The following is a 12,318-nucleotide window of genomic DNA, read 5'->3' on the forward strand; positions in this document are numbered from 1 at the left end:
GGACGGGCGCCGTTGCTCAGTCCGGCGGAACCTCGCCGCGCGGGTCGGCAACCTCCGGCTTGCGGCCGGTCAGTTCCGCGCCGGCGCTGCGCGGCAGGCGCACGAAGAAGAACAGGCTGAGCGCGCTCACCCCCGCCACCACCAGGAAGGCGGCGGCGAAATCCGCCTGCGTCACCGTCACCTCGCCGCGCTGGGCGCGCATGGTCTCCAGCACGAGGCCCGCCAGCGCCACGCCGAACGAGAGCGACACCTGCTGCGCCACGCTGGCGAACGAGGTGGCGTGGCTCATCTGCTCGGGCCGCACCTCGGCATAGCTCAGGGCGTTCAGCGCGGTGAACTGGAGCGAGCGCAGGAACCCGCCCACCAGCAGGGCGGCGATGATGAGCCCGTGCGGCGTGAGCGGCGTGAAGGCGGCATTGAGGGCGATGAAGCCGGCGCACACCACCGCGTTCGCCACCAGCACCGGCTTGTAGCCGAAGCGGCGCAGGATGGGCGCGGCGGTGAACTTCATCAGCAGCGCGCCCGCCGCCGCCGCGAAGGTGAGCAGGCCCGAGGCGAACGGCGACAGGCCGAACGAGAGCTGCAGCATCAGCGGCAGCAGGAAGGGCAGGGCGCCGATGCCTACCCGGAACAGCGAGCCGCCCACCACGCCGGCGCGGAACGAGGATTGCCGCAGCAGGCCGAGGTCGAGCACCGCGTGCGGGGTTGCCCGGGCGTGCCGCACATAGAGCACCAGCGAGACGAGGCCGACGCCGGCGATGCTGCCTGCGAGCCATCCGGGCACGAGGCGCTGGCCCAGCACCGCGAAGCCGAACACGAGGCCGGCAAGGCCGATGCCGGAGAGCACGAGGCCCTTCAGGTCGAGGGGCGGCACGTCCTCCTCGCGCACGTTCTCGATGAAGCGGGTGGCGAGGAACACGCCGAGCACGCCGATGGGCACGTTGATGAAGAAGATCAGCCGCCAGTCGAAATAGGTGGTGATGAAGCCGCCCAGCGGCGGGCCGAACACCGGCCCCAGCAGCGCTGGGATGGTGAGCCAGGCGAGGGCGGAGACAAGCTCCGTCTTGGGCACCGAGCGCAGGATGACGAGCCGCCCCACCGGCACCATCATGGCCCCGCCCAGCCCCTGCACGATGCGGTAGAGCACGAAATCCGCCAGCGAGGTGGACAGGCCGCACAAAACCGAGCCGATGGTGAAGATGACGATGGCGGAGCGGAACACCGTGCGCGCGCCGTAGCGATCCGCCGCCCAGCCGCTCGCCGGAATGAACACCGCCAGCGACAGCAGATAGGAGGTGAGCGCCAGCTTGAGCGCCACCGGGTCTTCCTTCAGGTCGGCGGCGATGGCGGGCAGGGAAGTGGCGATCACCGTCGCGTCGACCTGTTCCATGAACAGGGCGCAGGCGACGATGAGCGGGATCAGGACCTGGGGCGGCAGCGCCTTCAGCGGCATGGGCGTTTCCATCGCGGCGCGCAGCGGGGCGGAAGGGGGCGCGAAGTCTCCCGTCCGCAATAGGGGCTTGGGGGCTGCCGATCAACCGCCCGCAGCGGCATCCTTGCGATGTCGTGAAGGTCCACCATATGGATGCGTGGGCCTCGAGGAGGGCCTTTGACGATCATGATCTACATTCTCGCCGCTCTGCTTCCGCCGCTCGGCCTTCTGGTGAACGGGCAGCCCATTTCGGCGCTCGCCAACCTGATCATGATCGTGCCGTGCATCCTGCTCGGCCTGATTTTCCCGCTGCTGTTCCTGGTGCCGTCCGCCCACGCGGTGATCGCCGTGCACATGAAGCGCACCGACCGCCGGCAGCGCGAGGTGCTGGACGCCATCCAGCGCACTGGCGCCCCGCCGCCCGGCTGGCGGCCCTGAGGGATTGCGCCCGAGGCCGGCCGGGCGCTGCCTGAAACGCGCGCTCTTTCGTGCGATCGCTTATCGACGCCCCGGCCTTTCCGCCGGGGCGTTTCTTGATGTGCGGGACGGCGCCCGCGCGCGTCACGCCACCAGGACGATCTTGCCCACGTGGGCGCTCGCATCCATGCGGGCGTGGGCCTTGGAAGCCTCGGCGAGCGGGAAGGTCTCGTCCATCACCGGGCGGTAGGCGCCCTTGGCGATGAGCGGGAACACCTTCTCCACGATGGCCGCGGCGATGGCCGCCTTCTCGGCCACCGGGCGCGAGCGCAGGGTGGAGCCGGTGTGGGTGAGGCGCTTCAGCATCACGCGCATGAAGTCCACCTCGGCCTTGGAGCCCTGCTGGAACGCGATCTGCACGATGCGCCCGTCCTGCGCCGCCGCCTCGTAATTCTTCTGGATGTAGGGGCCGCCCACCATGTCGAGGATCACGTCGGCGCCCTTGCCGGCGGTGAAGCTCTTCACCTCGGCGACGAAATCCTTGGTGCGGTAGTTCACGGCGGCGTCGGCGCCGAGCTTCAGGCAGGCCTCGCATTTTTCATCCGAACCGGCGGTGACGATGACGCGCGCGCCGAACGCCTTGGCGAGCTGGATCGCCGTGGTGCCGATGCCGCTGGCGCCGCCATGCAGCAGCAGCGTCTCGCCGGCGGCGAGGCGGCCGCGATCGAAGATGTTGCTCCACACGGTGAAGACCGTCTCCGGCATGGCCGCGGCCTCGGCGTCGGAGAGGCCCTCAGGCACGGGCAAGGCGGTGGATTCGTGGGTGGTGCAATATTCCGCATAGCCGCCGCCGGTGACGAGCGCGCACACACGGTCGCCGGTCTTGAAGCGGGTCACGCCCTCACCCACCGCCACCACGGTGCCGGAAATCTCCAGGCCGGGGATGTCGGAGGCGCCGGGCGGCGGCGGATAGAGGCCCTTGCGCTGCATCACGTCCGGTCGGTTGATGCCGGCCGCGGCCACCTTCACCAGCAGCTCGCCCGGCACCGGCCGGGGCACGGGGCGGACGCCCGGCACCAGCACCTCGGGTCCGCCGGGGGCTGAGATGGTGATGGCGGTCATGGTTTCGGGCAGCGACACAGACGACATGAAGGGCTCCGGAAAGGTGATGGCGCCGTCCTGCGGGCGGCTGCGCTCGGGGGGCTTCAATCCAGGACGGGGACGGGCAGAATGTCCGCCGGCCGCTCCGGCCTGAGACCGGGGCGGCGGGTTCACGCGTCGAGACAATAGGAAGAGGGCCGCCAAATGCCAATGGAAGACGAAGCGCCGCCGCCGCCGCGCGATCCCGCCATCGCCGTGGACGTCTCCCGCCTGTCCGAGGACGAGATCGCCGCGCGCGTCCTGGCCCTGAAGGCCGAGATCGCCCGGCTGGAAGCCGCGCTGGAGGCCAAGCGCGCCTCGCGGGCGGCGGCGGCGGCCGCGTTCAAGTTCTAGGGGCTGGCGGGCAGGGGACGGGCGCGCGGACGACCGGTGGGCAGGTGGCCGGCCGGCGTCCGCGCCATTCCTGCGTCAGCTGCCTCCGGAACCGGGTGCGGCGGGTAGTCCGCCGGCCGTTAAGGCGGCGTTAACGGGAGGTGTGGCAAGGTGTTGCTGTCCGGGGATCCTCCCTCCCGGACATCTGGCAACTCTCCCTGTGGGACTGCGAGCCGCCGCAAGGCGGCTCTTCTTTGGGCGCCATCGCGGGAGAGCGCCGGGCGGCGTGCCCGATATCCCCAGCATCGTGCCCCGCCAGCCCCTTTACGCCGTGCCCGTTCCTCCGCTTGATGCCGGCCCCGGCACGGACCGGATGGAGAGACGGGTGGCGCTGCCTCAGGACGCGGATGGATCGGCCGAGCGGGCGCTGCACGCCGGCATGGCGACGCTCGCCGCCGCCGAGGCGCTGCTCGGCGCCGCGCGGGGCCAGCTCGATGCCCAAACCGCCGCCGCATTGGCCCGGCTGGTGATGGACCTGTCGTCCGCCCTGCTGCTGCTGCGCGCGCTGGCGGCGGGCGACGTCCCGGGCGATCTGTTCCGGCGCGAGAGCGCGCGGCTCGCGCTCGATCCGCAGGCCTTGCCATCGGGCGCGACGCAGGCGGGCCCGCTCCAGCCCGGTGGGCCGCTCGACCGTCTGCCGGCCGCGGCCCGGCTCGGGGTTCTGGAACTGGTGACGCTGGCCGGTTCGCTTGCGGGAACCCTGGCCCGGCTGCGCGCCGAGCTCGAAGCGCAGACCGGCGATGGGACCGCGATTGCCCCCCGCCAAAACGAAAAGCCGCGTCGGCGGCAGGGCCGCCCGCGGCTTCGTGTGGTGCAAGGCACCGGTCCGGCTGCCGTCTGATCCCGCCGGCGTGAGGCCGGGGCATCCGTCGGGGCAACCGTCCTGCTCAAGCAATCGTGACGCACCGGTGTGCCGGGGCGTCACCCGCAAGGTCAGCGGCGCCAGCGCCCTGCGACCGAGGCGCGCAGGGCCGGCGGCCGGGACCGCAGCGCGATCAACCCTTGAGAAGGGCGCCGAACTTGTTCTTGAAGCGGGAAACGCGGCCGCCGCGGTCCATCAGCTGCTGGGTGCCGCCGGTCCACGCGGGATGGGTGCGCGGGTCGATGTCGAGCTGAAGGGTGTCGCCCTCCTTGCCGTAGGTCGACCGGGTCGTGTACTCGGAACCGTCCGTCATCACCACCTTGATGAAGTGGTAATCGGGATGGATGTCGCTCTTCATTGGTTCAATCCTTTATCGCCACGCCGCCCTGCTCCCGGGCGGGCAGCGCCAATTTCGGTTCCTGACGGAAGTGGCGGGTCTATAGCCGAGTGCATGCTTTGACACAAGCCGACACCTCATCTGCCCCGAGCTCCACCGCGCCCGCCTCGCCTGAGGCCGGCCGCGGACGGCGCAACCTGAAGCCTCTCGGCGCGCTCGCGCCCCATCTGGCGCGCTATCGCGGGCGGGTGTCGGCTGCGCTGGGGGCCATCCTGGTGGCCGCTCTGGCCACGCTGGCGCTGCCGGTGGCGGTGCGCCGGATGATCGATTTCGGCTTCGCCGCCGACCACGCCGCCCTCGTGGACCGCTATTTCGCGGTGCTGGTGGCGGTGGTGGCGGTGCTCGCCCTGGCCTCGGCTGCGCGCTACTACCTTGTTACCACTCTTGGCGAGCGCATCGTGGCGGACCTGAGGGCCGCCGTGTTCGCGCGCCTCGTGACGCTGGACGGCGCGTTCTATGATTCGGTGCGCTCGGGCGAGCTCACCTCCCGCCTGACGGCCGACACCACGCAGCTGAAGTCCGCGGTGGGCGCCTCGGCCTCCACCGCCCTGCGCAATCTCGTGCTGTGCCTCGGCGCGGTGGTGATGATGGTGGTGACGAGCCCGCGCCTGTCGGGCCTCGTGCTCGTGGCCATCCCGCTGATCGTGCTGCCGCTGGTGGCCTCCGGCCGCAAGGTGCGCCGGCGCACCCGCCTCGCGCAGGACACGCTGGCGGACGCCTCCGCCTATGCCGCCGAGGCCATCAACGGCATGCGCGCGCTGCAGGCCTCCACCGCCGAGGGCGCCGCCCGCGCCCGCTTCGACGGCGCGGTGGAGCAGGCCTTCGCTGCCGCCCGCGACGCCACCCGCGCCCGCGCCTGGCTGACCGGCGTCGCCATCTTCCTCGTGTTCGCCAGCATCGTCGCGGTGCTGTGGGCGGGTGCCCAGTCGGTGCTGAACGGCACCATGACCTCCGGCGCGCTGAGCCAGTTCGTGCTGTATGCGGTGCTTGCCGCCGCCTCCCTCGGCAATCTGTCCGAGACGTGGGGCGAGGTGGCCGCCGCCGCCGGCGCCGCCGAGCGCATTGGCGAATTGCTGCGGGTGGAGCCGCAGGTGACGACCCCGGCGCGCCCGGAAGCGCTGCCGGCCACCGTCACCGGCGCGATCCGCTTCGACGAGGTGTCCTTCGCCTATCCCACCCGCGCCGATACGGCGGCGCTGCACGCGGTTTCCTTCAGCATCCGCCCCGGCGAGCGGGTGGCGCTGGTGGGGCCGTCCGGCGCCGGCAAGAGCACGGTGTTCCAGCTCTTGGAGCGGTTCTACGACCCGCAGGCCGGCCGCATCTCGATCGACGGGGTGGACATCCACGCCGTGGCCCCGCCCGAGCTGCGTCGCCACATGGCGCTGGTGCCGCAGGAGGTGGCCATCTTCGCCGACACGGTGCGCGCCAACATCCGCCTCGGCCGGCCCGACGCCACCGACGCGGAGGTGGAGGCCGCCGGCCGCGCTGCGCTGGTGGACGAGTTCGTCGCCCGCCTGCCCGAGGGCTGGGAGACCCCCGTGGGCGAGCGCGGCGTCACGCTTTCCGGCGGCCAGCGCCAGCGCATCGTGATCGCCCGCGCCATCCTGCGCGCCGCGCCCATCCTGCTGCTGGACGAGGCGACGAGCGCCCTCGACGCCGAAAGCGAGACGCTGGTGCAGACCGCGCTGGAGCATTCCATGCAGGGCCGGACCACCCTCGTCATCGCCCACCGCCTCGCCACCGTGCTCTCCGCCGACCGCATTCTGGTCATGGAGGCCGGGCGGATCGTGGACGAGGGCACCCATGCGGAGCTGGTGGCCAAGGGCGGCCTCTACGCCCGCCTCGCCCAGCTGCAGTTCAGCCAGGCGGCCTAGCACGGCCGGGATTCGCGGCTTGCCAACGGCCAAGCCTCGGGCAAGATGCGACGCGCGTTGGGGAATGCCGCGCTTGTCCGGGGGGGATGAATATGAAGATCTGGAAGGCTGTCCTTGTCACGGCCGCGCTGCTGGCCGCTCTGCCGGCTTCCGCCGGCGCCGGGGAACTGGTCTGGCAGCCGGCGGAAGGCCGGCCATGCGATCAGGTCTGCGCCGGCCTCGGGCTGAGGCCGCTGACCTCCGGCGTCCACGCGCCGGGCGGCAAGCCGACGCGGGACGCGTTCTACATCTGCTCGGCCAACTACAACGGCTTTCGGCCCGGCTACAATCTTCAGCCGAGCTGGAGCAAGGCCTGCTTCATCCCCTATGGCGGCAAGGAAGTGGCGGCCAAGGATTATCGCTGCGGCTGCCAGTGAGGCGGCTCGCCGCCGGGTTGCGCTGAGGCGCGGCCGGAGCATTCCGCCCGCGCCGAGGCACGCCGCGCCGACAGCTTTCGCGCATGGCGTCGGACCGGCTCCGCTCTGCCGGAACCGTCGCCATGGCCGTCAGCCCGTGCGACAGGGCGGCCCTATGGCCGCCATTCCATGCGACGGGGCGGCCCTATGGCCGCCAATTCCGTGCGACGGGGCGGCCCTATGGCCGCCAATTCCGTGCGACAGGGCGGCCTTATGGCCGCCAATTCCGTGCGACAGGGCGGCCTTATGGCCGCCATTCCGTGCGACAGGGTGGCCTTATGGCCGCCAATTCCGTGCGACAGGGTGGCCTTATGGCCGCCATTCCATGCGACAGGGCGGCCCTATGGCCGCCATTCCATACGAAAGGTGCGGCGGCCGGACATGGGGTTCTCGCCTTCGGAGACGATGGCAAGGCCCATCTTCTCGTAGAAGCGCACGGCGCGCGGATTGTCCTGGTTCACGTCCAGCGCGACGAGGGTCGGGGAGAGGCGGCGGGCCTCCGCCATCAGCGCCTCGGCCGCGCCCGTGCCCCAGAAGGCCGGGGCGACGGCCAGCTGGTCCAGGTATCCCGTTCCCGGATGGATCACCACGAAGCCGGCCACCGCGCCCTCCGCCAGCGCCACCTGAACCTGCGCCCCGCCGGCGGCGAGCTGGTCCAGATGGCTCTCCAACCAGGGTCGGCGGGCCACGAAATCGATCTCCGGCAGGGTCCGCGCCCAGCTCTCCACCCACAGGTCGCCCATGGCGGGGCGGTGCGCGGGCAGGGCGGGGACGAGGGTGAAGGACATGAGACGGCTCTCTGGCGGGGCGGCCGCACAGGTGGCGCCGGCAGTGCGCATCCTCACGCCAGGCCGCTTGCCGGAGGCTTAACGCGCAGCCGCCCTGTGTCCGGCGCGCGAAAGCAGGCTGCGGTCGCACAGGAGATGATGGTGGCGGTCGCCGCACGGCGCGACGCGGCATTCACCGCTTCGCGCGATGGCAGCCGCCGGCCGCTTGGAACGATCGCGGCTGTCGCCGCGTGGGACGATGCCGGCCGTCGCCGCTTGGAACGATCGCGGCCGTCGCCGCATGGGACGATCGCGGCTGTCGCCGCATGGCGCAACCCGGCCGGCCCCGTCAGCGCTCGGTCAGCTTCAGCTCGATGCGGCGGTTGCGGGCGCGGGCCTCGTCGGTGGTGCCGGTGTCGAGGGGCTGATACTCGCCGAAGCCGGCGGCGATCAGGTGCTGCGGGCTGATGCCCTTGGAGATGAGATACTGCACCACGGCGATGGCGCGGGCAGCCGACAGCTCCCAGTTCGACGGAAACTGGGCGTTGGAGATGGGCCGGCTGTCGGTGTGGCCGTCGATGCGCAGGGCCCACGAAATGTCGGGCGGAATGGATTTCTCCAGCTCCAGGATGGCGCCGGCCAGCTTGTCCAGCTCCGCCTTCGCCTCCGGCCGGGGGGTGGCGGAGCCGGGATCGAAGAACACTTCCGACTGGAACACGAAGCGGTCGCCCACCACCCGCACATCCGGCCGGTTGCCGAGGATCTCGCGCAGGCGGCCGAAGAATTCCGAGCGGAAGCGGGTGAGCTCCTGCACCCGCTGGGCCAGCGCCACGTTCAGCCGGCGGCCGAGGTCGGAGATCTTGGCCTGGCTTTCCGCGTCACGCTTCTCCGACACGTTCAGCGCTTCCTCCAGCGCCGCCATCTGCCGGCGCAGGGCGGCGATCTGCTGGTTGAGCAGCTCGATCTGGGCGGCGGCGCGGGCGGCCACGTCCTTCTGCAGGTCCACCTCGCGGGCGAGGGCCGTGGCGCGCCCGGTGTCCGGCGCGGCGGAGGGCGCGGCGGCGAGCTGGCCGCGCAGGCGGTCGCGCTCGCTCTCGCTCGCCTCCAGCGAGGCGCGCATGGCGGCGAGCTCGCCCTCGGTGGTCTGGCCGGTGGCCCGCTCCAGCGAGAGCAGCTCGGTGAGCTGGCGGATCTGCGCCTGAAGCCGCTGCAGCACGTTGTCCTTGCCGGACATCTCCTGCGTCAGGAAGAACTGCGTCAGCATGAACACCGACAACAGGAAGATGAACACCAGCAGCAGGGTGGACAGGGCATCCACGAAGCCGGGCCAGTAGTCGATGTGGCGGTCGCGGCCGCGCCTGCCGAGGGCCATGGCTCAGCCCCCGCTCAGGCGCCGGGGCGACGCGTGGCGTCGTCCTCCAGCCGCCGGACAAGGCGCCGCAGCTCCTCCTGCTGGGCGCCCTGGGTCTCGATCATCTGCTTCATCAGCGCCTGCTCGGAACGCATGTGCGTCACCAGCGCCTGCAGGCTTTCGGCCAGATGCGCCATGGCGGTGGTGACGCGCTGGGAGCCCGCCTCCGCCATGGTCTTCTCCAGCCGTCCCATGGCGGAGATCAGGGGATCAAGGTCGATGGCCGGCTGCGGCGGCGGCAAGGCGAGCGGCGGCACCGGCTGGGACGGGCTTGCCGCAAGCCGCGCGGGCTCGCGCTCGGCAGGGGTGCGATCGGCAGGGGTGCGATCGGCAAGGGAGCGGTCCGGGAAGGCGCGTTCGCGCGGGGCCTCGTCGAGGTCGCGCACGGTGGTGGAGAGCCAGTCCTCGAGATCGGTATAGAAGCGGGTCTGCGCCTGCCCGCCCTGCAGGTCGAGGAAGCCCAGCACCAGCGATCCGGCGAGGCCGAACAGCGAGGACGAGAACGCCGTGCCCATGCCGCCCAGCGGCGCGGCAAGTCCGCTCTTCATGTCCTCGAAGATGGAGGCGGCATCCGGCCCCACCTGCAGCGCGCCGATGACCTGGCCGATGGAGGACACCGTCTCCAGAAGGCCCCAGAAGGTGCCGAGCAGGCCGAGAAACACCAGCAGGCCGGTGAGGTAGCGGCCGAGGTCGCGGCTTTCGTCCAGCCGGGTGCCGATGGAATCGAGGATCGAGCGCATGGTGGCCTGGGAGATGGACATGCGCCCCACCCGGTCGCCCAGGAGCGCCGCCATGGGCGCGAGCAGGGTCGGCGGGCGCGCCACCGCGAGGCCGGGGTCGGCGAGGCGGAAGGAGTTCACCCACTCCACCTCGGGAAACAGCCGCGTCACCTGCCGGATGGACATGACGATGCCCACCGCCAGCACGCCGAAGATGACGCCGTTCAAGCCGGGATTGTTGAGGAAGGCGGCCACGATCTGCCGGTGCAGCACCGCCGCCAGCGCCGCGCACAGCGCCAGGAACACCACCATCCGCACCAGGAAGATCTTGGGGGACGACACCTTGATGAAGGGATCGACGACGCGCGCCATGAAAGGTCCTCGTGCGGAAGATCCGACCCTGCCCTGATACCAGATTCCCGCGGACCGCACCCGCCCAATCCCGGTCCGGGGGGCGGCGGGGGCGGCCGGGGACGGCGCCGCGACGCGGGCAGCCGGCGCCGACTATGGCACGTCCGCCCCGCCCGGCGATACCGCAATGACCTTGCGGAAGATGAGCGACAGGTTGTTGGACGGCATCTCCTCCACCCGCGCCAGCGCCAGCCCGTGGCGGGCGGCGCAGCGGGCCACGGCGCCGAGGTCACGCAGGCCGAAGCGGGGGTCGAGGTTCTTCAGGTAACCGTCGAACGCCTCGTTGCTGGGGGCGGTGGGCACCCCCTCCTGCCGGTAGGCGCCATAGGCGAACAGGATGCCGTCGGCGGGCAGCCGGGCGGCGGCGCCGCGCATCAGGCCCTCGGTGGCCTCCCACGGGCTGATGTGGATCATGTTGATGCACACCACCGCGTCCACCTTGCCCACCGGCCAGTCCGCCGCCGCGGCATCGAGCGCGACGGGCGGGCGGACGTTGGCGAGGCCCTCCGCCCGTGCCCAGGCGGCGATCGAGGCGCGCGCGTCCTCCGCCGGGTCGGAGGGTTGCCAGGTGAGGTGCGGCGCCGACCGGGCGAAATGGATGATGTGCTCGCCGGTGCCGCTCGCCACCTCCAGCACCACGCCGCGTGGCGGCAGCAGGGGCAGCAGCAGGGCGGCGATGGGCTCGCGGTTGCGCGCGACAGCCGGCGCCGAGCGGCGGGCATCGGGGAGGGGATCGGACAAGGCGAGAGGTCTCCGCTGCGTCAGATTGGGGGCGGGCGCACGGCCGGGGCAGCCCCGGCGCCGGTGTGGCGGCGCGCCGCATCTTGGCCCGCCCGGGGCGTGCGCTCAACCGTCCCCAGGGCGCCCCGGCGCGCGCCCGCTGCCCCTGCGCGAGCCGGCGCGGTGCGCACAATCGCGTGCAGAATGTTGTTCCATGCGGGTTTTCCGGGGATATAAGGAGCCTTCCGACAGCGCGAGACCGGACCCGACCCTCTATGACCACCACCCGTGATGCCGCATTCCTGGAAGGCGCTCTCGCCCGCCCGCGCCCGCCCGTGGCCGATCGCGGGGGGCTGGCGCGGGCGTTCGACGATCTCGCCGCCTACATGAATGCCTGCATCCTCGGCCAGCCGGCATTCGTGGAGCTGCTGCTCATCGCGGTGCTGGCGGATGGCCATCTTCTGGTGGAAGGCGCGCCGGGCCTTGCCAAGACCAAGGCGGTCAAGGCCCTGTCGCGCGCCATCGACGTGCGCGACCAGCGCATCCAGTTCACGCCCGACCTCCTGCCCTCCGACCTGACCGGCACCGACATCTACCGCCCGGAGGATGGCAGCTTCCGCTTCCAGAAGGGGCCGCTGTTCCACAATTTCATCCTCGCTGACGAGATCAACCGCGCCCCCGCCAAGGTGCAGTCGGCGCTGCTGGAGGCCATGGCCGAGCGGCAGGTGACCGTGGGCGGGGTCACCTACCGCCTGCCCGACCTGTTCCTGGTGATGGCCACCCAGAATCCCATCGAGCAGGAAGGCACCTATCCGCTGCCCGAAGCGCAGCTCGACCGTTTCCTGCTGCATGTGCGCATCGATTTCCCGGACGTGGACGCCGAGCGCGAGATCCTGCGCCTCGTGCGCGGCGAGCTGCGCGGGGAGACGCCCGAGTTCGGCGCCCCCCTGCCGCAGGAGGTGGTGTTCGCCGCCCGCCGCGAGGTCGCCGCCGTCCACATGGCCGAGCCGGTGGAGGAATATGTGCTCCAGCTGGTGCAGGCCACCCGCCGGCCGGAGCTCTACGGTGCCGACCTCGAGGGGCTGGTGAGCTTCGGCGCCAGCCCACGCGGCACCATCGCGCTCGACCGCTGCGCCCGCGCCCACGCCTGGCGCCGCAAGCGCGACTATGTGGTGCCGGAGGATGTGCAGGCGGTGGTCCGCCCGGTGCTCCGCCACCGTGTGCTGATGACGTTCGAGGCCGAGGCCGACGGCGTGTCGAGCGACGATTTCATCGATCTGCTGCTCGCCCGGGTTCCGGTGGGCTGAGCCGCGGTATTTC

13 protein-coding genes are annotated in these 12,318 nt (G+C 71.6%); 6 read left to right on the top strand and 7 right to left on the bottom strand.

Features of this window, described 5'->3' with window-relative positions:
• Positions 1-16: 16 nt before the first annotated feature.
• Positions 17-1,453 (bottom strand): MFS transporter, encoded by a 1,437-nt coding sequence (locus V5F49_RS14915; RefSeq protein WP_394117056.1) that lies wholly within the window; start codon positions 1,451-1,453, stop codon positions 17-19.
• Between the two features lie 165 nt (positions 1,454-1,618).
• On the opposite strand from V5F49_RS14915, the gene V5F49_RS14920 reads away from it, so the two are divergent.
• A complete protein-coding gene (locus tag V5F49_RS14920; protein ID WP_394117057.1) occupies positions 1,619-1,870 on the top strand; it encodes a hypothetical protein in 252 nt (83 codons plus the stop codon).
• A 123-nt stretch (positions 1,871-1,993) separates the two neighbouring features.
• On the opposite strand, the gene V5F49_RS14925 is transcribed toward V5F49_RS14920, so the two are convergent.
• A complete protein-coding gene (locus V5F49_RS14925; RefSeq protein WP_394117058.1) occupies positions 1,994-2,998 on the bottom strand; it encodes an NAD(P)H-quinone oxidoreductase in 1,005 nt (334 codons plus the stop codon).
• Positions 2,999-3,154: 156 nt separating this feature from the next.
• On the opposite strand from V5F49_RS14925, the gene V5F49_RS14930 reads away from it, so the two are divergent.
• Both V5F49_RS14930 and V5F49_RS14935 read left to right on the top strand, forming a co-directional pair.
• Positions 3,155-3,343: a DUF1192 family protein gene (locus V5F49_RS14930; protein ID WP_394117059.1), complete on the top strand. Its 189-nt coding sequence runs from the start codon at positions 3,155-3,157 to the stop codon at positions 3,341-3,343.
• Between the two features lie 364 nt (positions 3,344-3,707).
• Positions 3,708-4,223 (top strand): hypothetical protein, encoded by a 516-nt coding sequence (locus V5F49_RS14935; protein ID WP_394117060.1) that lies wholly within the window; start codon positions 3,708-3,710, stop codon positions 4,221-4,223.
• A 154-nt stretch (positions 4,224-4,377) separates the two neighbouring features.
• Here the strand turns inward: V5F49_RS14935 and rpmE are convergent, their stop codons facing one another.
• A complete protein-coding gene (gene rpmE, locus V5F49_RS14940; protein WP_238119393.1) occupies positions 4,378-4,602 on the bottom strand; it encodes a 50S ribosomal protein L31 in 225 nt (74 codons plus the stop codon).
• Positions 4,603-4,691: 89 nt separating this feature from the next.
• Here rpmE and V5F49_RS14945 point away from each other — a divergent pair, with 89 nt between their 5' ends.
• Together V5F49_RS14945 and V5F49_RS14950 are read left to right on the top strand one after the other, a co-directional pair.
• Positions 4,692-6,515 carry an ABC transporter transmembrane domain-containing protein gene (locus tag V5F49_RS14945; RefSeq protein ID WP_394117061.1) on the top strand — a complete coding sequence of 608 codons (1,824 nt, stop codon included), beginning with the start codon at positions 4,692-4,694 and terminating at the stop codon, positions 6,513-6,515.
• 92 nt (positions 6,516-6,607) lie between these two features.
• Positions 6,608-6,931 (top strand): hypothetical protein, encoded by a 324-nt coding sequence (locus V5F49_RS14950; RefSeq protein ID WP_394117062.1) that lies wholly within the window; start codon positions 6,608-6,610, stop codon positions 6,929-6,931.
• A 380-nt stretch (positions 6,932-7,311) separates the two neighbouring features.
• Here the strand turns inward: V5F49_RS14950 and V5F49_RS14955 are convergent, their stop codons facing one another.
• The 4 genes from V5F49_RS14955 to V5F49_RS14970 all read right to left on the bottom strand — a co-directional run bounded on the left by V5F49_RS14955 (position 7,312) and on the right by V5F49_RS14970 (position 11,019).
• On the bottom strand, positions 7,312-7,758 hold the full coding sequence (locus V5F49_RS14955; protein ID WP_394117063.1) for a GNAT family N-acetyltransferase: 447 nt from the start codon (positions 7,756-7,758) through the stop codon (positions 7,312-7,314).
• Positions 7,759-8,086: 328 nt separating this feature from the next.
• Positions 8,087-9,109 (bottom strand): peptidoglycan -binding protein, encoded by a 1,023-nt coding sequence (locus V5F49_RS14960; protein ID WP_394117064.1) that lies wholly within the window; start codon positions 9,107-9,109, stop codon positions 8,087-8,089.
• Positions 9,110-9,123: 14 nt separating this feature from the next.
• The gene (locus tag V5F49_RS14965) at positions 9,124-10,239 is read right to left on the bottom strand and encodes a flagellar motor protein MotA (RefSeq protein WP_394117065.1); all 1,116 of its coding nucleotides are present in this window, start codon (positions 10,237-10,239) and stop codon (positions 9,124-9,126) included.
• A gap of 132 nt (positions 10,240-10,371) precedes the next feature.
• Positions 10,372-11,019 carry a DUF938 domain-containing protein gene (locus V5F49_RS14970; protein WP_394117066.1) on the bottom strand — a complete coding sequence of 216 codons (648 nt, stop codon included), beginning with the start codon at positions 11,017-11,019 and terminating at the stop codon, positions 10,372-10,374.
• 365 nt (positions 11,020-11,384) lie between these two features.
• Between V5F49_RS14970 and V5F49_RS14975 the strand changes: the two genes are divergently transcribed.
• Positions 11,385-12,305 carry an AAA family ATPase gene (locus V5F49_RS14975; protein ID WP_394117165.1) on the top strand — a complete coding sequence of 307 codons (921 nt, stop codon included), beginning with the start codon at positions 11,385-11,387 and terminating at the stop codon, positions 12,303-12,305.
• The last annotated feature ends 13 nt before the right edge of the window (positions 12,306-12,318 follow it).

It is taken from the genome of Xanthobacter lutulentifluminis (genome assembly GCF_043194675.2).
Taxonomy (GTDB): domain Bacteria; phylum Pseudomonadota; class Alphaproteobacteria; order Rhizobiales; family Xanthobacteraceae; genus Xanthobacter.